Here is a 20,850-nt window from a genome sequence, read left to right as displayed (position 1 = left end):
CACAAAACGTTGTGTCTCTACGTTGGTTTGGCATTAAACATTTTTTCCATGGTTTTCTGATGCAGATCTAAATCGTCCTCATCAAATAAAACAAACCGGATGGTTTTCACATGTTTTTGTCACGAACTACGAAATGGAATGTTTTTTTAAAGGAATTGGTATGTTGAAAGTGAATACGAAGTCAGTTTTAAAACAGAATTAATGAATCTAAAAATTATTAGCAGTACCGACCGTCCCAGCTCTAATGCACTTAAAGTATCCCGCTATGTGAAGGGGTTGTATGAGAAAAAGGGAGTGGATACAGAGGTAATCAGCCTGCAGGACTTTCCTTTGGAAGAGGTGGTTGGTGGCAGATACGGTAAAAAGTTACCGGCCATAGAAGAATTCAGAGAACCTGTATTGAATGCAGACGGACTGGTTTTTGTGATTCCCGAATACAACGGCAGTTTTCCCGGTATTCTAAAGATGTTTATAGACTACCTGCCATTTCCGGAGGCCTTCGAGAAAATGCCTATGGCTTTTATAGGGGAGGCGAACGGTGCATTTGGCGGGCTGCGTGCCGTTGAACAATTTCAGATGGTAGCTAATTACAGAAATGCACTCCAATTCCCGGAGCGGGTATTTATACCGCGGGTAGAAAAAGAATTCTCGGAAACTGAAGGAATCAAGGATGACTTCAAGCAAAGCCTGCTCGAATCACAGGTGGAAAATTTCGTGAAGTTTGTGGAATCCGTGAAACAAAAAGAAATGGATCAGCTGGTCTGATTGGTTATCCATTTCTTAACATGTAACCAACTCCGTGCAAGGTAATCAGGTAGCGGGGATCGTCGGGATGTACTTCGATCTTGGCTCTGAGCTTTGAAATGTGAACGTCCACCGTTCGGGTGTTTGTGCTGAACTCATAACGCCAAACTTTTTCCAGCAGCTCATCCCGGGATACCGGTTCGTTGGCGCTTTTCAGCAGGTAACGGATCAGCTCCACTTCCCGCGATGTCAGCTCAAGTTCTTCCCCATCCGGCCGATGCACCACAGATTCATGTAAATCTATCTTTATCGAGCCCAACTGCAGGATGTCCACTTCACCGGAGGTGGAGTAGGTGCCGGCACGACGGAGCCGGGCTTCAATGCGGGCAAGTAGTTCTTTTACGCCAAATGGCTTGGTCAGGTAATCGTCGGCGCCGAGATTCAGTCCCTTTACTTTATCAGGCTCCTGATCTTTGGCTGTCAGCATGATGACGGGGAAAGTGAATTTGTTGTCCCGGATTTCTTCCAGAATATCATAGCCGCTTTTACCGGGAAGCATAATATCAAGAATCATGATATCCGGCTTATGTTCTTTCACCATTTCAACGGCTTGAGTACCCTCTTCGCTTACTAAAACATCGTACCCTTCACTTTCCAATGTATCCCGAAGTGTGAAAACAAGGCTTGGCTCGTCTTCCACAACGAGCACTTTCATGCGTTTATCCGACATAATGTGTGTGCTTACTTAAATTTTCTGTTGGTGAGGATCCGGTATGTACGTTTTGCAGCTGCTCTTTTGAAACATCATTCTTGTCCAATTTAGGAAATCTTACAATAAATGTTGTGCCTTTGCCGGAACTACTTTTTACTTCAATTTTCCCGCTATTCAGGCTAACCATATTTCGCACGATACTTAATCCCAATCCATGCCCTTTAATTTTGGTGCTCTTTGAATCGGAATCGTCAACCCGGTAAAACTTTTTGAAGATGCTTCTTTGTTCTTTTTTAGGAATTCCGATTCCCCGATCCGAAATACTGAAAAATACATAGTCCTTGTTAGATGAAATCTGGTACTCGATGCACTTTTCATCTTTGCTGTATTTAATGGCGTTCTCCGTCAGGTTATTGACAATGGTTTCAAAGCTGTCACTGTCAATCATGCACAAAGCTTCTTCAGCAGAAGATTTAAACTTCACTTCAAAGCCTTTGTTTTCGATATACTCCCGGTTTTCGTTCAGGAATTTATTCATCAGGTTATGAATGCTGTATGGAGCGGCTTTGATCATATTCTGGCCGGAGTCAACACGGGCCACATCCAGAAGTTTCTCAATCATGCTCCTCAACCGGATGGATTCATTATAAATATGCTCGCCATACTGCTTCAGGCGTTTGGGTTCGGTAACACGGCCATCCGAGATATTCTCACCGGCTGCCTGCATTACAGCCAGTGGGGTTTTCAATTCGTGCGTTACGTTGGCGAGAAAGCTGGCTTGCCGCTGGGCAAGGTGGCGTTCACGCTGAGCGGTCACAAACATAAAGATCAGCGCTCCCCCCAGAAACAGAACAGCCACGCCAAGTACGATCAGGTTTTTGATCAGGGTTTCGTTATACGCATTGGTAACCGGCGCGTCCAGGAAAGCAAGATTTAACGACCAGTTGTCGAAGAATCCGGAGCCGGAAAAGCCCATTACATGATCACGCAAGTCACGGTCGTATTCAATGGTCGTGTCGTTAGTAGCCAACACCCGGTTGTTGGTCCAGTCGCGAACCCAAACCACTATCCCGGTCTCTTCACTTTTGCCGAAATAGTTTGTGAGAATGGGAGGAAGGACTTCATCTACGATATAATCCTCATTTAATGTGAGGGTGATGTATCCTATCATCCGGCTTTCAGAAAGATTGATAAGGCCAATATTCAGGCTGCGATGAGTATCAAACTCAAAGTTATTATTCCACCGGTAGTTGAAATCGTTAAGTTGAATTTTGGTTTTGGTACGAGCCAGCCCCACCCCGTCACAAACTAAATCCGGATAGTTATCGGTAGGAGTGATTTGATTGTTTGCAGCATCGTATTCGTAAATAGAGTTATTGGAATCGCAGGGATCTACATTTTCAGGGGTAAAATAAATGCTGTTAATAAATGGGCTTTTGGATGAGCGGGCGAGTACTTCCTGAATGTTGTCGGGGAGCTGTCCGGTTTGCTGCAGGGAGCTTTCGATGGGCTCAAGCTCAATCCGATACAATCCTCTGAGGGGTTCGAGAATTTGGTTTCTAACCGTATCGTTGATTTCATCCAGCTGATCAATTCGGCGTTCCTCTTCACTTTCAACCATACGGTCTCTGAGGTCGTATAGCGACAGCACATTCATTCCGGTGAGGGCAATGATTGCCGAGAGCCCGAGCATCAATAAAATCCAGCGAAAAGCTCTGTTTCTTAAAATTTTCATATAGAATGGTTGTGAACCTTAACGCCCTGAATATAGCATTTAGTCATTTTGCAAGAACTCAAATTTGGTAAAAATAATCACCAATAAAAAAGCCCTCCGGTATGAAGGGCTTTCTGATTTTCAAATAACAGATGTTATGTTCATTTACCTGTCTATCGCACCCAAATGTTATTCTCACGGTTTGTATCAGGGAAATAGTGGTCAGCATCAATTTCAACTCTGGTAACTCCAGCCTGTGCATCTAAAGTAACAGAAGTAGTACGTTTGCCCATCATCCAGTCATCAACATCAATTCGTGTGGTTGTTTCGGAGCCATCTTCGAAAGTGATGGTGAGATCTACGGGCATCACTGCTTTTCCTAAATCTTCTATGGTTATAGTTACCCGGCCACCGTCTTCAGTGACATCTGCAATAGCCTGATCCAGGGTCCAGGTTTCAAAATACCATGACCGCCAGAACCAGTCGAGCTCTCTGCCGGAAACATCTTCAAAGGTGTTGAACATGTCATAAGGTGTTGGGTGTTTGTAGGCCCAGCGATCCATGAACCTCGTCCAGGCTTCTTTAAACAAGTCATCACCTAACACACCCTGCAAGGCAATTAGAACCGTAGCAGGTTTGGGGTAAGAAGCGACGCCGTATGCCGGACCCGGATAGTGATAATCGGACCATCTCATAATTTCACCTTCCAGGTAGCTGCCCGCAATAGGAAGATAACTGTTGAATTCATCCAGCCGGCTGAAACTTTCGGGAAATTTATCCCAGCGGGCGTGGGCTTCATGAAAAGTGGTAGCTCCTTCATCCATCCAGGCATGCCGGCGTTCATTGTTGCTCACAATCATCGGGATCCACATATGGGCAATTTCGTGAGCAGTTACATTATACAGAGCCTGTCTCTTTTGGGATAAAGGGATATTCGGGTTTGGGTTGTTATAGCTTCCCATGACCGTCATCATCGGGAATTCCATTCCTCCACCAATAATACCGGCTCCCTCTACGGAAGTCATATGAGGCCATGGATAAGGAATGCCTGTATAATCTGATAAGAAAGAAATAGAGTGGGCCGTGTAATCAGCGGCTTCTTTCCAAAGAGGAGCTGATTCTCTCCAGAAGGCATTAATGGTGGAATAATTTTCATTGCCGTCACCGTCAACATCTCCAACAGGAGTACGTAATGCATCCCACTGCGACTGGGAGGTGGCACTGAAAGCTACATCGCGGACTTGTTCAGCCTTAAACCGCCAGGTAAGTGTTCCATCTTCGCTTGACGTCGTTGAGCTTCCAAAATCATTGATTTCAACAACTGAAACCACAGTGTCAGATTGTTGGGCTGTATTATATTTGTTGAGGACAGCAGGGGCCAAGACTTCCTCCGGGTTCAAAAACTCACCGGTACTCATTACCAGCCATTGTTCAGGGGCTGTAATATTAATTTCGTAGTCTCCAAAGTCGTGGTAAAATTCTGCATTTCCGGTAAAATCATCTCCAAACCATCCGTGAACGTCATCATAAGTAGCTATATGCGGGAACCAGTAGGCAATGAAGTAGAGGTTATTCCGGCTGTACCCCATACGTCCGCTTGCACCTGCTTGCGGAACTTTAAAGTTCCAATCAATTTCGAGTTTGGTAGTCTGACCCGGCAAAATCCGCTCATTCGGATAAACGACCAGGTTTGTGCCCTGTTCCACATACGTTGGGCGACTTCGTTTCATTCCGGCAATGTCTTCACCACCAATGGAAACCCGCGTGATATTAACGCCACCGGTAATCTCCACGATTTCCTTACGGGGCACTCCTTCTTTATGGAGGTTCTGAGCCAGTTCAAAAAGAATATAGTTTAAAGTATCAGGCGAATTATTGATGTAGGTGATATCTGCTTCACCATATAGCATGGTGTCGGCGGGTACCAGTTCGGTATCAATTTTATAGGAATAGGTATTGGTGAAATAGTTTATACCGGGAGTACCGTCAAAGGACCGGAAACCATCTTCAACGGCTTTCTGAAAGTCCCAGGGTTCTTCAATCTGGTAGGGAATGGGCCGTTCCGGCTTGAAATTTTGTTTCTCAGTAGGTGAGGTATCAGGTAAAGTCGTGGTTCTTGATGGCGAACATGCCGCTAATACGGCGATTGTTATAATCAGGAATCCCGAAAGCGATGATTTCATAATGTGGTATAGTTTGGTTGGTCAAAAAGGAAGCAGATATGAAACGGGATAGATCTATTTGTGAATTTTCTTATAATTTCTCTCAATAGAATCTTTCAGGTCGTTAAATTCAATGGGCTTAACCAAATAGTCAAGATACTCGGTTTCTTTAGCTCTTTGAACATGATGAGGGTCGGAATTTCCTGTAATGTAGATAACAGGTACGTCTGAAAATTTACGGATTTCCATCATGGCGTCTATACCGTCAATTTCCCCTTCAAGAGAAATGTCCATTAAGATGAGGTCCGGTTTAATCTTCTGAGCTACTTCGATGGCTGTTTTACCATATACGAGTTCCCCTTCCGCGTCGTAACCCAATTTTTCCAGGTAGCTTTCATACAGAAGATTCAGAATCAGATCGTCTTCAACGATCATAACAGTTTTATTCTGTTTCTTGTCCATCTCGTTCCATTAATTTTCATTGCCTTATAAGCAACAGGGCAAATAATAACATGAATTAATATTAAACGAAATTTTCTAATAAAAAAATTTAGTGGTTAAATAAAGTAAACAGTCAATTTATGGCATATAAAGGGGGGATAAATAAAAAAAGCCTGCTACTCTGTTCTGAGAAGCAGGCTTTGTACCGCCGGTCGGACTCGAACCGACACGGGCATTTTAATACCCATTGGATTTTAAGTCCAACGTGTCTACCAATTCCACCACGGCGGCTTTCCGGTAGGCGCCAAATATACGGCTTTACCTTTCACTACTTCAATAAAGAATTAAACAAATATTGAATCCACATCTGCGTTTCGTAACTTTGGGCAAATAACAACTAAAAGAGAAGCTATGAGACGTTTTATACCCCTTACTATTTTAATAGCCGTTATTTTTTCAGCCAGCTGTTTTGCTCAGCTTGAGTTAGGAGCTTCCTATGAGCTCCGAGATGAAAAGCCGAAAAACGGCTTTGGCCTCAGAATCGAAAAAGGAATTCTTGAAAAACTTCCGGTGGTGAATTTGTCACTCAGAGTACATGGAAGTTATTTTAGTGAAGAAAATAATGTGGATCCCAACAATCAAAGCTTCTCTTACTCTGAAGACCTGACTAATTATGATGTGGGAGTAGCACTCATTGGTGGTGTGTCGGTTGGACTTCTTGAACCCTATGTTGGATTGGGGCTTGGTACCGAGAATTACGAAAAAGCCGTTAAGGATTACAACGGCCTTCCGGGGAATCGACCCGAAGAAGGAAATGAAAGCAACCTCTACTGGAATATGTCGGTGGGTGCCAAGGTAACTGTCATACCAATTTTAAAACCATTTGTTGAATATCGTTATTCTAACAAAGAGCTTGGTGAGCCTACCCTGGCGGATGCTCAAAACGGAAGAATTATGTTTGGTGTTTCTTTAAGTTTTTAAACAAAATCAGTTAATTGTAATAAAGCGGATGTGAACTCCATATCCGCTTTTTTTGTACGAAAGAATAGTAAGCAAGTGCTTTAAACGAGGGTTATACCTACATTTAAAGGAAGTTGGCTGGATGATATTATGAGTGATACTGCTTCCATAGATAAATATGACCTTGAGGGTTATAAATTAAAAAAGGCTCAGAAAGAAGATCTGAAGCAGTTGCTTACCGTGTGCCGTGATCATATTGATTCGGTGGATGAAGAAGCTGTGACCAAGGCATTTAAGCTTTGCTATATGTCGCACGAGGATATGAAGCGGGCATCGGGGGAGCCGTACTACTACCATCCGGTAGAAGTGGCTAAAATTGTAGCCAGTGAAATCAATATTGATGACATCTCTGTTATTGCATCTCTGCTACACGATACAGTTGAAGACACCAATGTAACCCTGGATGATATCCGACACTGGTTTGGGGATGAAGTGGCCGTCATTATTGATGGGGTTACCAAGATTACCGGTGTATTTAAAAGCAGGGATAGCAAGCAGGCTGAGGCATTTATGAAGCTGCTGCTTTCTATGGCAGAAGACATCCGGGTAGTGCTTATAAAATTCGCCGATCGCATGCACAACATGCGAACCATACAACATCTGAAGCGGGAAAAACAGATTAAGATTGCTTCGGAAACTATGGACTTGTATGCTCCGCTTGCCCACCGTTTTGGGCTGTTCCGGATTAAGAATGAGCTGGAAGACTTATGCTTTAAAACCATTGATCCTACTTCCTTCAAGTTTGTAGCCCGGAAGCTTCGGGAGAAAAGGGAGGACCGGGAAGAGTTCATTAACGAGTTTATGCAGCCCATTCAGAATGAGCTGACCAAAATGAGCTTTAAGTTTGAAATTAAAGGGCGACCCAAGCATATCTTCTCCATTTACCGCAAAATGCAGCGGCAACAAAAACCTTTTGAAGAAATTTACGACCTGTTTGCCATCCGGATTATTCTGGAAGGTCAGCATACTAAAGAAGATTGCTGGAGGGTGTATTCCATCATCACCGATTGGTACACCCCAATTCCGGAAAGATTCCGGGACTTCATTTCCGTGCCCAAAGCCAATGGGTATCAATCACTCCATACTACGGTAATCACAAATAAAGGCCGAAAAGTTGAGGTTCAAATCAGAACCCGCAGGATGGATGATATTGCAGAGAAAGGCTTAGCCGCTCACTGGAAGTATAAGGAAGGTGCCCAGCAAGGGTCAGATACCCTCGATAAATTTGTGAATTGGGTACGGGACGTTCTGGATAACCCCCGCCCGGATGCCGCTACCGATTTCGTAAAGGACTTTCAGCTGAACCTGTATAAGGACGAGATCTATGTTTTTACTCCGGACGGTGAATTGAGAACCCTGCCGCGGGATGCAACACCTATCGACTTTGCTTTTGAAATTCACAGTGAAATCGGTGAACGAGCTATGGCTGCTAAGGTAAATGGGAAGATGGTGCCGTTGCGACAAAAACTGCAGAATGGGGATCAGGTTGAAATTATTACCGGTAACAAGATCAATCTCAATCCTGATTGGATTGATGATGTGGTTACCCATAAAGCCAAGTCCAGGATTCGCCAATTTATAAAGCAAAAGCAGCGTAAAGTTGCTGAAGAGGGTCGCGAAATCTGGAACAAAAGAGCTGCCCGGGGCAACATCGAAATTTCAGAACAGGAGCTGAACCGCTTCGCTAAAAAATTTAAATACGAATCTACTCAGGAGCTTTTCTTTGATATCGGGTCTGGTGCTTTTGACGTAAGCGAGTTATTGCATGAAGTTAAGAAGTTCAAGAGTACAGGCCGGCTGGAAGAGAATGAGCATGTGGAAGTTAATCCTATTACAGAGAAGGAAATCCAGGATAAATACATTAGCGAGGCAAGGTCGATAGGTGACGGGAAGTCGCTTTTTATAAATGGCGAACTCAGCAATATCAAATACTCCTATGCAAACTGCTGTAATCCTATTCCGGGTGATGATGTTATTGGCTTTATAAGCCGAACCGGTGATATCAAGATACACCGAAGTATGTGTAACAATGCACAGCATCTGTTAAAGACGGAGGCAGAGCGTATTGTGGATGTGAACTGGGCTAAAAATATTGACGTCAAATTCCTTGGTGCTATAAAAGTAATCGGTGGCGATCGGGTGGGAATGATTAATGATATTACCGATGTGTTGTCGAAGTCGCTTGAGACCAATATGAAAAGCATTAACGTAAGTAGCGACAGCGGAATGTTTGAGGGGATAATCACTCTTTATGTTGATGGCATCTCCCATCTCAGCAAGATTATGAAGCGCCTGGAAAAAGTGGAGGGTGTAAAAAACGTATTACGCTACGAGTAGCCTTTCTAATGCAGTTTAGGTAGATTTTTATTAAAGTTATCTTTACAATACTGTAAGATTATTCGCTATAGGTTAAACAGCTTAAGGAAAACAAAGTTGCGAATAATTATGGAAGGACAAACGTGCCATAATTAAATAACAGGCACATAATAAAATCAATAAAATTATGATGACTTACACAAAACGAGACGTCGTACGTCGGGTTGCGGAAGCAATGGATGAACCTATGATTCAAGCAGAACCGTGGGTTGATGCTGTGATCGTAGCTTTACGAGAAATTATGATGTCTGCTGATACAGAATGCAGAATTGAAATTCGTGACTTTGGAGTCTTTGAAGTAAAAGAAACCAAGGCTAAACCAAAAGCCAGAAACCCAAAAACAAACGAAGTTATTTATGTGCCTGCGCATCGTAAAACACACTTCAAGCCAAGTAAGCTAATGAAGAAGTTTTTGCGACAGCCTTTAGAGGACGTGAAAAAGGATAAATAATTCAGGGGTAAATAAATAGTTGCAGGAATATGCACGGCTTATCGGTATTGATGTTGGGAAAAAAAGAGTAGGTATTGCACAAACCGACTTACTAAAAACCATAGCATCACCGGTAGGCACTTTTTCCCCGGAGGAAGCATTATCTGAGATTAAAAAAATCACAGAAAACGCATCCGTAGATAAATTTGTTGTTGGTTGGCCTTTGTCTCTTAAAGGAGAAGAAGGGTCGGCCACACAAATGGTTAATAATTTTATAAAAAAACTGCGCCACTCTTTCCCAAACATAGACATTGCAAAAGTTGATGAGCGATACACCTCAACCCAGGCGCGCAGCCTTATGATAGAGGCTGGAGTTCCTAAAAAAAAGAGAAGTGAGAAGGGACGAGTTGATCGTATTGCTGCGGCCATCATTTTACAAAACTACTTAGATTCGAATTCTTAATATAACATATGCCCATATTACCAATTGTAACGTACGATGATCCGGTTTTACGGAAACAAGCAGATGAAATAGAAGAAGACAGCCCGGAACTGCAAACCCTGATCGATAACATGCTGGAGACCATGTATAACGCTGATGGCGTTGGTTTGGCTGCTCCACAAATTGGACGGTCTATCAAATTATTTGTGATGGACACCGACTCTATGATTGAAGATGGAGAAGTTCCCTATGGCCCAATGGTATTTATCAATCCATTGATTTTGGAAAAAAGAGGGAATAAGGTGCCACTGGAAGAAGGCTGCCTGAGTATACCGGAAGTGAACGACAAAGTATTTCGCCCGGAAACAGTAATCATCGAATTTTTTGACAGGGATTTTAACAAGCACCGACTGGAAGCCGGAGGGTGGACCTCACGGGTAATTCAGCATGAGTACGATCATCTGGAAGGCGTTCTATTTCTGGATTACCTGAGTGCTTTCAAAAAGAGAATGCACAAGAAAGAGCTTAAAGAGATTGACGAAGGCAACAAAAAGGTGAAATATCCGGTAGTCCCCAAACAGGAAGAAGCATAGCGATGAATATTGTTTTTATGGGTTCACCCGAATTTGCCATTCCAAGCCTGGAGCAAATTCACCAATCTGAACATACCATAAAAGCGGTGGTAAGTAACGTGGACAAGAGACGTGGCCGTGGTTCAAAAAAATCACCTACGTTAGTAAAAGCCAAGGCACTGGAACTGGGTCTTCCGGTAATTGAGGCAGACGATCTTTCATCCCCGCAATTCGGAACACAGTTACGAGCACTGGAAGCAGACCTCTTTGTGGTTGTAGCCTTCCGTATTTTACCAGCTTCTGTTTTAAGCATCCCCAAAAAAGGCTCTGTTAATTTGCACGCCTCCCTGTTGCCCAAATACCGTGGGGCTGCTCCAATTCACTGGGCTATTATCAATGGTGAAGAAGAAACCGGGTGTTCCGTTTTTTTTCTGGATGAAAAAGTGGACACCGGCAATATCATCCTTCAAAAAAAGGCAGAAATCGGAAATAATGAAACGACCGGTGAATTGTACAACCGGCTCAGGGATATGGGGAGTGAGCTGCTGTTGGAGAGCATCAACAAAATAGATTCTGGGGATTATACCTTATCAGCCCAGGATCATACCAAAGCCACCCCGGCGCCCAAGCTCTTCAGGGACGATTGCCATATCGACTTCAATAAACCGGCAGCAGAAGTTCATAATAAAATCAGAGGTTTGAGCCCGTTCCCGACTGCCTGGGCTAACTGGAATGGAGAGAAGTTCAATATGTACCGGTCTCGCTTAGGAATTGCTGCAAATGTTGATCCCGGAGAACTGATAGTTAAGGATGATAAGCTGCTTGTCGGATGCCTGGATGGAACGGTAGAATTAACCGAAGTACAGCTTCCCGGCACAAAAAGGCTGACAGGAGAGGAATTAATTAGAGGCTACGACGTTGAGGGAGTGCTGAATTAATTTTCTTGAAGAATTAATTTGAGATATACGTTCGGTTTTTTATCATCACGCCAATTGCAAAGCTAAAATCATAGCATATTATGGAGCAATCAGAATTTTTTGAGGCAGCTAAGGCCGGTAATCTGGAAGAACTGAAAAAGCTTTTGAAAGGTAAGAAGGCTATCGATGAAACCAACAAAAGTGGTGCGTCTGCTCTCATTTTGGCCTCTGAAAAAAACCACACCGAAATGGCCAAGTTTCTGGTAGAGGAGGGAGCTGATCTGAATATTGAGACCAAAATGGGAGGTACAGCTTTAAACCGTGCAGCTGAAAATGGTAATCTTGAGCTGTTGAAATATTTCCTCGATAAAGGGGCCAATATTGGGAATCTTGCTCTGATTGCAGCCGCCCGTGTTGGTAATCTTGAAGCTGTAAAATTACTGGTAGAGGCCGGCGCCGATGTGGATGCCCAGCAACGATGGGGGCACACCGCGCTAATGCTTGCTGCAAAAGAAGGCAATACAGATGTAGTTAAGTATTTGATTGATCAGGGTGCAAATGTGAAATTACGGGATAAGAATGGGGATACCGCCATGATGATTGCCATGGATAATGAGCAGGACGATGTTGCTTTACTTATGAAAAGAGCCGGAGCTAAGCCCGAATCTAAACCCAAGAAAGAAGTAGCTCCTGTTACAGACGAAGATGAGGATGTGGACCTGGACGACACTACCGATGTGGATGAACTGGTATCCGATGACGACGATGCCCCAGATGATGTAGATTTAGACGACTAATTCTACACTCCTGAATCTTGGGTAGAAGGATTTTGGGTTACCCATTTGACTCAAGTTTGCTTATTCAAAGGCCTTACCAAGTAACAGATATAAAAAAGCCCCGCACATATTTGATGAGCGGGGCTTTAATTTTATAAGACAGATGCGATTGATTACTTATTTGCAAACTCAAAATCTTCGAGTTCATAATCAACACCATCGGCTGGTCTCAGGGTGGTTGATTTCGGCTCAAGGAAATACTTGAGATAATCACGCCCGCCGGCCTTGGCGTCAGTACCACTTAGTTTAAATCCACCAAATGGCTGAGCTCCAACAAGAGCTCCGGTACACTTACGATTGATGTACAGGTTACCTACCCGGTATTCTCTCAACGCACGGTCAATTTTCTTAGGATCCTGCGAGAAGTAAGCTCCGGTTAGTCCGTAGTCAACACCGTTGGCAATGCGTAAGGCATCATCGGTATCTTTGGCTTTAATAAATGCGGTTACAGGGCCGAAAATTTCTTCCTGGGCCAGACGATCGTCTTCACTGATGTCAGCAAAAACGGTAGGCTCAATGTAGTAACCCTCATTCTCTGTCTCGGCACGCTTGCCTCCGGCTACCAGTCGGCCTTCTTTCTTGCCAATCTCAATATAGCTCATGATTTTATCAACAGATTTTTGGTTGATAACCGGGCCTGAAATATGGTTTTCCTTGGAATCTCCTACAGAAAGAGCTTTCGTTTTTTCTGTAACTTTCTCAAGCAGCTCATCATAAATATCCTGGTGCGCAATTACGCGGGAGCTGGCGGAACATTTCTGTCCCTGGAAACCGAAAGCACCTTTCACAATCTCAGTAGAAGCTTTTTCAATATCGGCATCAGCATCTACAACAGTAGCGTTCTTGCCGCCCAGCTCACAAACCATTCGCTTCAGGAACTTTTGTCCGTCAGCTACTTCAGCTGCAATTTTATTCAGGTGCAGACCTACAGCTTTAGACCCTGTGAAGGAAATAAATCGTGTTTTAGGATGCTTGGCGAGGTTCTCTCCAACTTCAATATCACCGCCGGGTACAAAGTTGAATACGCCTTTTGGGAGACCTACTTCTTCAAAAATCTCGGCAAGGATGGAGCCCATTCGGGGAGTGTCGGGAGCAGGTTTAGCTACAACGGTGTTACCTACAGCAATAGGAGCAACGGCCATTCCCACAAAAATAGCGAAAGGGAAGTTCCACGGAGAAATCGAAACTCCGGCACCGATAGGCATGTAAATAGTTCGGTTGTAATCGCCCCAGGTTTCGGAAAGCACATCCATTCCGTCGTCGATGCGAAGGGCTTCGTGTGCGTAATAATCTATAAAGTCAATGGCTTCGCAGGTGTCGGCATCGGCTTCAAGGTAGTTTTTGCCGGCTTCGCTAATCATCCAGGCATTGATTTCCAGCCTTCGGCGACGAATTACATCGGCTGCTTTAAACAGATATTCTGCTCTTTTTTCAGCAGATACATGTTGCCAGCTTTCGAAAGCATCCCACGCTTTGTCCAAAGCGTCAAAGGCCTGGTCTTTGCTGGCCATTTGAAATGTTCCAATAGTCTCAGAAAGGTTGGATGGGTTCTTACTTTCAAAAGTACCGGCATCACCTTTCACAAATTCGCCATTGATGTAAAGGTCATACTCCTGGCCAAAATTGGACCGGACTTCTTCGAGTGCTTTCTTTTGAGCTTTATCGTTAGTGGGATCAGAAAAATCTAAGTACGTCTCATTTTTGTACTTTTCTAAGGTCTGGTCGGGCATGGTTTTGAATTATTTTTTGATGAATTTTAAGCTTTGTTACACTAAAGATACGCAGAAAAGCGCTCCCAATTCAAAGGGGATGAAATTAAACCTCTCAGGTAGCCGAAAACATTGAAAATAGGGCGCGATAATGGTAGCTTTCAACGATTCAACAGAACTTTACAAGTCTGTTTTACATTCTTACTTAGTGAAGTTAGAAGAATAAAAACTCAATTCAATTATAAACAGGATTCGAAATGGCAAAAATTAAAGTGGGAATTAACGGGTTTGGCCGTATTGGCAGAATGGTAACCCGTTCAATCCTAACTAATCATAAAGATACAATTGAAATTGTTGGAGTAAATGATCTGACAGACACCAAGACTCTGGCGCATCTTTTTAAATACGATTCAGCCCAGGGCACGTATCCCGGAGATGTTTCTGTGGATGGAGACAAAATGACCATCGATGGAATGAGCTTTGAAGTGAGTGCTGAGAGAGATCCGGCGAATCTGAAATGGGGAGACCTTGGTGCGGAAGTTGTAGTTGAGTCAACCGGTTTTTTCCGTGATGCAAAAAGTGCCGGTAAGCATTTGGAAGCAGGAGCCAAAAAAGTGGTTATTTCAGCCCCTGCATCCGGCGATATTCAAACAATCGTTCTTGGTGTAAACGATGAAAAGATTGCTGATGATATTGAGATTTATTCCAATGCAAGCTGTACCACCAACTGCCTGGCTCCAATGGCTAAAGTAATTGATGACAACTTCGGGTTGGTAAAAGGCTTTATGACCACTATCCACTCTTACACCGGTGATCAGCAATTAGTTGATGGACCCCATAAAGATCTTCGACGTGCACGTGCTGCTGCCGCAAACATTGTACCTACCACAACTGGTGCAGCAAAAGCAGTTGGACTGGTTCTTCCCGAGCTTGATGGGAAACTTGATGGCGGAGCTGTTCGTGTTCCAACCCTGACCGGTTCATTAACTGATTTAGTTTGTGAAGTTGAAAAAGAAACCACCGCTGAAGAAGTGAATGCTGCTTTTAAGAAAGCTGCCGAAGGCCCTATGAAAGGAATCCTTGAGTATGCTGATGTGGAGCTGGTTTCTTCTGACATTGTTGGAAACCCACATTCAAATATTTACGACAGTCAGCTTACGAAAGTAGATGGCAAACTGGTTAAAATTATCGGGTGGTATGATAATGAAGCCGGCTATTCTGCTCGTACAGCTGATCTGATTACCAAGATTGTATAATCTTTAGTAATAGTGAATCACATTCACTAAGCATGCTATTAAATTGAAACTCCTGCTATCGAAAGAGAGCAGGAGTTTTTTATATCCATTCACTTGTAAAACTGCGCTGATCTCCTCACATTTCTGCACACCAAAAAATGAGGAGAAATTATGTTTAGGGTATCATTCTATTATTTATCTGCATTGTTAATATTGGGAGCTTCAGGTTGTGTTGAAGTTGAAACGGAGAAAAAGTCGCATATTCAAACTCCTGAAGTTGACTTTGAACTGACATCCGACCAAACGCACAACCGATGGAGCAGTACCATTGAGCCGGTATTGACGGTTCCATCCGGTTCGGTCATAAAAGTCGGAACTGAAGAAGCTTCAGATCAACAGCTGGATGTAAATTCCACCCTCGAGGATTTAGCCAATTTAAGTTTTGATCCTATCCATCCGTTAACCGGCCCGGTGTATGTGGAGAATGCCGATCCCGGTGACGTGCTGAAAGTAACGCTTCATAAAATTGAGATGGGTGATTGGGGGTGGACCGCCATCGTGCCCGGGTTTGGGTTTCTCGCCGATGAATTCACCGAGCCCTACTTGAAGACATTCGAGCTGGGTAAAGACAAAAAAACAGCGAAATTTTCTGAGAATATTGAAATCCCGTTAAAACCGTTTCCCGGAGTGATGGGAGTGGCCCCTGATACCGAAGAAATGCTTTCCACCATTCCTCCCCGTGAAAATGGAGGGAATATGGACGACCCGAATATCACTGAAGGCTCCGTGGTTTATTTCCCGGTATTAGTGGAGGGAGCGTTGTTCTCGATTGGGGATACCCATGCTGCCCAGGGACACGGAGAAGTTTGCGGTACGGCAATAGAAGCGCCTATGAATATCATTTATGAAGTAGAAGTAATAAAGGGTGGAAGAACGATTAGCGAACCCCAATATGAAACCGAAGACTATTACGCGGTTACTGCTTTTGCTACCACCATCGATGAAGCAGCGAAGAAAGCGACCCGCTATATGATCGATTTTCTGGAAGAAGAGAAAGGCATGGATCGTCAGGATGCATACGCGCTTTGTTCGCTGGCCGGAGACCTGAAAATAGCAGAAGTTGTTGATGTACCTCATATGTTAGTTTCCATGCACATCCCGAAGAATATTTTTAAATAAAACAGATACAACCCAAAATTCAGAATTTAGATGAAGAAATCCCCCTTTTTAATAGCTGTATTATTTGTATTCAGTTTAGGCTGTACAACTCAGCAGCAACAGGCAACCTTAGACACAGAACAGCTTATTGAAGATCTTCGCGTGATTTCTTCCGATGAGATGGAAGGTCGCCGAGCAGGTACCGAAGGTAACCGCAAAGCCCGGGAGTACCTGGTGCAACGATTTGAAGAAGAGGGAGCTCAACCGTTTCAGGATTCCTACACGCACGAGTTCTCCTTTACCAACAGAAGCGGTGAGGAGATGATAGGAGTGAATGTAATCGGGCAAATCAAAGGTAAAACGGATTCTTTGATGGTGGTTACAGCTCATTATGATCATCTGGGTATTCGCGATAGCTTAATCTATAACGGAGCCGATGATGACGCTTCAGGAACGGCAGCACTTATAGCTTACATCGATTATTTTAGTCAAATTCAGCCTAATCACACGATGGTCTTTGCGGCATTTGATGCTGAAGAAATGGGATTACAGGGAGCAAGAGCTTTTGTAGCAGATTCTGTTTTCTTTGAAAAAGTGAAGCTAAACATCAACCTGGATATGATTGCTCAAAATGATTCAAATGAAATCTATGCTGTTGGCACCTATCATTATCCGGAGCTAAAGCCGGTTCTTGAAGAGATTGAAACCGGTGATATCAATTTACTGTTTGGACACGATGAACCAGACAGCGAACTGGACGACTGGACTTATTCATCAGACCACGGCCCGTTCCATCAACAAGGTGTTCCCTTTGTGTACTTTGGCGTGGCAGATCATGAACACTATCATCGCCATACAGATGACTTCGAAACCATTCCCCGGGAATTCTATAAAGGAAGTGTTCGAATGATCCTGAATGCTATCCTGGCTTTTGATGAGCGGTAGAATCTCAAAGCATAAAAAAAGCCTCACCAAACGGTGAGGCTTTAAGTGTTCTACAAAAAAGTGGTTCTAAAATTTCCGCAGGTAACTGGTGCATTCGTTGCAATCTTTCCCATCTTTGCGGGCGTCTTCTTCTTTTTCAAAACTTTGACTTGAAAAGGCCTCAATATCTCCGCTTTTAGAGACTCGTCTCCATCTCCATTCGCCTTTAACGTCTTTGTATAACTCGCATTTAGCCATAGGTAAGTATCTGATTTATTGGTAATTAACTATCACTTAATATAGCCAAAATGCTGCTTTTAAGCAATTCTGAGCGGTTTCGGAATGAAAAATTCAAAGTTAAAGATTACTTGATTTCATAGTCGTAGCTTATTTCGGAGCCTTTTTCCAGTGCCTTGGAAACCGAGCAGTATTTGGTGATGGACAAATCTAGGGCACGCTGAACTTTTTTGGGGTCTAAATCACCGGAGAGAATAAAATGCAGGTGTATGGTCTTGTACTCTGAATAGCCGGCATCCAGTTTTTGCTTATCGGCATCCACTTCAACTTTAAGGTCCGTGAGGCTCTGTTTCTGTTTTTCAAGGATCGATATTACGTCGATAGCGCTGCATCCTCCGATACCGGCAAGTAACAATTGCATGGGGCTCAACCCGCCTTCCAATCCGCCAATGTCATTTTTGCCATCAATTCGGATTTTTCCGTCAGTATCATTTTCTGCTTCCATGTGGAAGTCTTTGCCAAGCCAGGTTACGTCAATTTTCATAAGTATTAGTTTGGTTCATTCGCTTTGATGGAAGGTAAAGAAATCATGGGGCTTGAACCATGATTCTTAAGATCAGGGGATTAACGTGATAAGAAATAATCAAGATTAGCAAGAAAATCCTCTAAATCACGGGTCAGAATTCAAAACAATGTGCGCCCGTATGAACGAAATGAGCAAACAATTCAGTTTGATTATCAAATTATTAAAACGAATAAAATAGTTGACCCAATAAGAAAGCTTTCCCTATATTTGCACCAATGAAAGACGCATTCCTACATATCCATCATCTTTCTCTAGATGTCCATCATGCCCATCGCGGACATCATCATATCCATGTGCATTAATTGCACCTTTCTCGACCTTTTATTTACCTATATCTAATTCTTACCATTTACTTATTAATTTCATGAACAGAACAAAAGATTCTTCAACCTCTTTACGTATTGCTATTCAAAAAAGCGGCCGCCTGACGGATAAGACCATTGATTTACTTGAAGGTATCGGAATAGAGTTTGACAACTACAAACGGAACCTGATTGTTAAAACCCGAAATTTCGATGTCGAGCTTTTATTGCTTCGTGACGATGACATCCCAGAGTATGTGCAGGACGGGGTGTGCGATTTGGGTTTTGTAGGAGCTAACGAGACACAGGAAACCGGCGCAGACGTAACCCCGATACGGGATCTTCAATACGGGAAATGCAGACTTTCATTAGCGGCTCCTAAGGATGGGGATATTCAGTCAGCACAGGATTTTGAAGGAAAGAAAGTAGCAACAAGCTATCCTAATTTAACCCGCCGTTTCTTCGAAGAACGTGACATAAATATTCAGATTGTTGAGATTTCGGGAGCGGTAGAAATTGCTCCTCAACTTAAAGTAGCGGATGCCATTGTTGATCTGGTTTCAAGTGGAGGCACGCTGAAAGCAAATGGACTGGTGGAGCTGGATACTATTCTGCACTCACAAACACAGCTTGTTAGAACCAATAAAGAACTTTCGCCCGGTAAGAAGGAACTGATTGATCGATTCTTGGTGAGAATGGACGGCTATCAAAAAGCGGCCAAAAGCCGGTATATTATGATGAATGCATCTACATCGAATGTCGAAAGAATTAAGGAGATTATTCCTTCTATGAAAAGTCCTACGGTGATGCCATTGGCGGATAGTGACATGGTAGCCATCCACACGGTAATTCCTCTGGATAAATTCTGGACAGTGATGGAAGAGCTTAAAGAAGCGGGCGCATCTGATATTGTTATGCTGCCTATTGAAAGTATGATTTTATAAAAGCTTAAATCACAAATTCCAAATACCCGTCTTGGTTGTTGGAATTTTTAAACTGGAATTTCATGAAGACTTATAGGTATTCGGATTTATCATTTGAAGAACTCAATGCGCTTACCAAACGGCCTAAGATTGATTTTGCTTCTATTTTTGAAACCGTTCAGCCCATCATCAACGAAGTAGAAGCGAATGGAGATGGTGCGGTAAAAAAGTTTACGGAGAAATTCGACGGGGTGAGTCTGGATGTCATCAGCATCAATCCGACGGAGCAAGAGGTTAACCTTTCGAATGAGATACAAGATGCCATCGATACGGCTTTTAACAACATCTATAGTTTTCACAAAGCCCAGGTTCAGGAATCTTTGGTAGTTGAAACTATGCCGGGCGTACGCTGCATGAAGGTAGCAAGACCCATCGAGCGGGTGGGCTTTTATGTGCCGGGTGGAACTGCCATTTTACCTTCAACAGCAATGATGCTGACCATACCTGCGATGATTGCAGGATGTACAACTAAAGTACTGGCAACTCCGCCTCGCAAAGACGGAACTATAGCCCCGGAAATTATCTACATCGCTCAGAAAGCCGGTGTTGATACTATTCTGAAAGCAGGTGGAGCCCAGGCGGTTGCAGCTATGGCTTTAGGTACGGAGTCGGTTCCTAAAGTGGATAAGATATTTGGTCCGGGGAATCAATATGTGACCGCAGCAAAAATGATTCTTCAAAATTCAGAAGCACAGATCAGTATTGATATGCCGGCCGGGCCTTCTGAAGTATTGATCATAGCGGATGGGCAAGCCAAGCCTGCTTATGTGGCTGCTGATCTGCTTTCACAGGCCGAGCACGGCAAAGACAGCCAGGTAGTGCTGGTTGCCACTACTGCTTTTGATATGAATAAACTGGAGAATGAATTAGAAAGTCAGCTACAAGAGCTTCCACGAAAAGACATTGCCAAAGAAGCGCTTATTAATAGCTTTATACTGACAGTAGATAAACTGGAACAGGCTTTTGATTTTTCAAACCAATATGCTCCCGAACATTTAATTGTGAATGTGGAAGATGCGGAGAGCCACACAGAGAAAATTATGAATGCCGGCTCTGTTTTCCTGGGACAACTCACCCCGGAAAGTGTGGGTGATTATGCCTCGGGTACTAATCACACCTTGCCGACCTACGGGTACGCACGGATGTATAGCGGGGTGAACCTTTCAGCCTTCCAGAAATCAGTAACCATGCAGGTGCTGAATAAAGAAGGATTAAAAAAACTGGGACCCACGGTGGAAAAACTCGCAGATTTGGAAGAGCTTCAGGCTCATAAAAATGCCGTAAGTATCCGGTTAAAAGACATACAATAAGTAAAATTTAATAAGTGCCACACAGGGTGAGTACGAAGAA

General features: G+C 43.4%; 20 protein-coding genes and 1 tRNA gene. 13 read left to right on the top strand and 8 right to left on the bottom strand.

Translation table 11 applies throughout. The features are described from left to right. The first annotated feature begins 201 nt into the window (after positions 1-201). The gene (locus ABFW99_RS04305) at positions 202-765 is read left to right on the top strand and encodes an NADPH-dependent FMN reductase (RefSeq protein ID WP_349353247.1); all 564 of its coding nucleotides are present in this window, start codon (positions 202-204) and stop codon (positions 763-765) included. A gap of 4 nt (positions 766-769) precedes the next feature. Here ABFW99_RS04305 and ABFW99_RS04300 read toward each other — a convergent pair whose 3' ends face one another. The 5 genes from ABFW99_RS04300 to ABFW99_RS04280 all read right to left on the bottom strand — a co-directional run bounded on the left by ABFW99_RS04300 (position 770) and on the right by ABFW99_RS04280 (position 6,064). Further along, the gene (locus tag ABFW99_RS04300) at positions 770-1,474 is read right to left on the bottom strand and encodes a response regulator transcription factor (RefSeq protein WP_349353248.1); all 705 of its coding nucleotides are present in this window, start codon (positions 1,472-1,474) and stop codon (positions 770-772) included. After that, positions 1,464-3,191, bottom strand: a complete 1,728-nt coding sequence (locus ABFW99_RS04295) for a sensor histidine kinase (protein ID WP_349353249.1) — start codon at positions 3,189-3,191, stop codon at positions 1,464-1,466. The genes ABFW99_RS04300 and ABFW99_RS04295 overlap by 11 nt, the downstream gene beginning before the upstream one ends. Before the next feature lie 152 nt (positions 3,192-3,343). After that, on the bottom strand, positions 3,344-5,353 hold the full coding sequence (locus tag ABFW99_RS04290) for a M1 family metallopeptidase (RefSeq protein WP_349353250.1): 2,010 nt from the start codon (positions 5,351-5,353) through the stop codon (positions 3,344-3,346). A 54-nt stretch (positions 5,354-5,407) separates the two neighbouring features. Further along, entirely contained in the window at positions 5,408-5,794 is a 387-nt protein-coding gene (locus tag ABFW99_RS04285; RefSeq protein ID WP_349353251.1) for a response regulator, read from the bottom strand. 182 nt (positions 5,795-5,976) lie between these two features. After that, positions 5,977-6,064, bottom strand: a tRNA-Leu gene (locus ABFW99_RS04280). Positions 6,065-6,184: 120 nt separating this feature from the next. Here ABFW99_RS04280 and ABFW99_RS04275 point away from each other — a divergent pair. From ABFW99_RS04275 to ABFW99_RS04245, 7 genes are all read left to right on the top strand, one after another. Then, on the top strand, positions 6,185-6,754 hold the full coding sequence (locus ABFW99_RS04275; protein ID WP_349353252.1) for an outer membrane beta-barrel protein: 570 nt from the start codon (positions 6,185-6,187) through the stop codon (positions 6,752-6,754). 129 nt (positions 6,755-6,883) lie between these two features. Then, complete coding sequence (locus ABFW99_RS04270) at positions 6,884-9,130, top strand: RelA/SpoT family protein (RefSeq protein WP_349353253.1); 2,247 nt, start codon at positions 6,884-6,886, stop codon at positions 9,128-9,130. 166 nt (positions 9,131-9,296) lie between these two features. Then, a complete protein-coding gene (locus tag ABFW99_RS04265) occupies positions 9,297-9,620 on the top strand; it encodes an HU family DNA-binding protein (RefSeq protein WP_255133106.1) in 324 nt (107 codons plus the stop codon). A 19-nt stretch (positions 9,621-9,639) separates the two neighbouring features. After that, a complete protein-coding gene (gene ruvX, locus ABFW99_RS04260; RefSeq protein ID WP_349353254.1) occupies positions 9,640-10,062 on the top strand; it encodes a Holliday junction resolvase RuvX in 423 nt (140 codons plus the stop codon). 8 nt (positions 10,063-10,070) lie between these two features. Next, positions 10,071-10,634, top strand: a complete 564-nt coding sequence (gene def, locus ABFW99_RS04255; protein ID WP_255133102.1) for a peptide deformylase — start codon at positions 10,071-10,073, stop codon at positions 10,632-10,634. 2 nt (positions 10,635-10,636) lie between these two features. After that, positions 10,637-11,551, top strand: coding sequence for a methionyl-tRNA formyltransferase (gene fmt, locus ABFW99_RS04250; protein ID WP_349353255.1), 915 nt, complete (start codon positions 10,637-10,639; stop codon positions 11,549-11,551). Between the two features lie 80 nt (positions 11,552-11,631). After that, positions 11,632-12,327, top strand: a complete 696-nt coding sequence (locus ABFW99_RS04245; RefSeq protein WP_349353256.1) for an ankyrin repeat domain-containing protein — start codon at positions 11,632-11,634, stop codon at positions 12,325-12,327. A gap of 152 nt (positions 12,328-12,479) precedes the next feature. Here ABFW99_RS04245 and pruA read toward each other — a convergent pair whose 3' ends face one another. Continuing rightward, positions 12,480-14,096: an L-glutamate gamma-semialdehyde dehydrogenase gene (pruA, locus tag ABFW99_RS04240; protein WP_349353257.1), complete on the bottom strand. Its 1,617-nt coding sequence runs from the start codon at positions 14,094-14,096 to the stop codon at positions 12,480-12,482. A 236-nt stretch (positions 14,097-14,332) separates the two neighbouring features. Between pruA and gap the strand changes: the two genes are divergently transcribed. The 3 genes from gap (at position 14,333) to ABFW99_RS04225 (ending at position 17,413) form a co-directional block, all read left to right on the top strand. After that, positions 14,333-15,331, top strand: a complete 999-nt coding sequence (gap, locus tag ABFW99_RS04235; RefSeq protein ID WP_349353258.1) for a type I glyceraldehyde-3-phosphate dehydrogenase — start codon at positions 14,333-14,335, stop codon at positions 15,329-15,331. A 150-nt stretch (positions 15,332-15,481) separates the two neighbouring features. Beyond that, a complete protein-coding gene (locus ABFW99_RS04230; RefSeq protein ID WP_349353259.1) occupies positions 15,482-16,489 on the top strand; it encodes an acetamidase/formamidase family protein in 1,008 nt (335 codons plus the stop codon). A 30-nt stretch (positions 16,490-16,519) separates the two neighbouring features. Continuing rightward, the gene (locus tag ABFW99_RS04225) at positions 16,520-17,413 is read left to right on the top strand and encodes a M28 family peptidase (protein WP_349353260.1); all 894 of its coding nucleotides are present in this window, start codon (positions 16,520-16,522) and stop codon (positions 17,411-17,413) included. A 66-nt stretch (positions 17,414-17,479) separates the two neighbouring features. Here the strand turns inward: ABFW99_RS04225 and ABFW99_RS04220 are convergent, their stop codons facing one another. Further along, positions 17,480-17,650, bottom strand: a complete 171-nt coding sequence (locus tag ABFW99_RS04220; RefSeq protein WP_349353261.1) for a hypothetical protein — start codon at positions 17,648-17,650, stop codon at positions 17,480-17,482. Between the two features lie 106 nt (positions 17,651-17,756). Then, on the bottom strand, positions 17,757-18,173 hold the full coding sequence (locus ABFW99_RS04215; RefSeq protein WP_349353262.1) for an OsmC family protein: 417 nt from the start codon (positions 18,171-18,173) through the stop codon (positions 17,757-17,759). Between the two features lie 406 nt (positions 18,174-18,579). Here ABFW99_RS04215 and hisG point away from each other — a divergent pair, with 406 nt between their 5' ends. Together hisG and hisD are read left to right on the top strand one after the other, a co-directional pair. Continuing rightward, a complete protein-coding gene (gene hisG / locus ABFW99_RS04210) occupies positions 18,580-19,461 on the top strand; it encodes an ATP phosphoribosyltransferase (RefSeq protein WP_349353263.1) in 882 nt (293 codons plus the stop codon). A 62-nt stretch (positions 19,462-19,523) separates the two neighbouring features. Next, positions 19,524-20,810: a histidinol dehydrogenase gene (gene hisD / locus ABFW99_RS04205; protein ID WP_349353264.1), complete on the top strand. Its 1,287-nt coding sequence runs from the start codon at positions 19,524-19,526 to the stop codon at positions 20,808-20,810. The last annotated feature ends 40 nt before the right edge of the window (positions 20,811-20,850 follow it).

The organism is Gracilimonas sp. BCB1 (assembly GCF_040117685.2).
Lineage (GTDB): Bacteria > Bacteroidota > Rhodothermia > Balneolales > Balneolaceae > Gracilimonas.
Note: the sequence above shows the minus strand (reverse complement) of the source record. Positions and strands in the feature narration are given on the sequence as shown.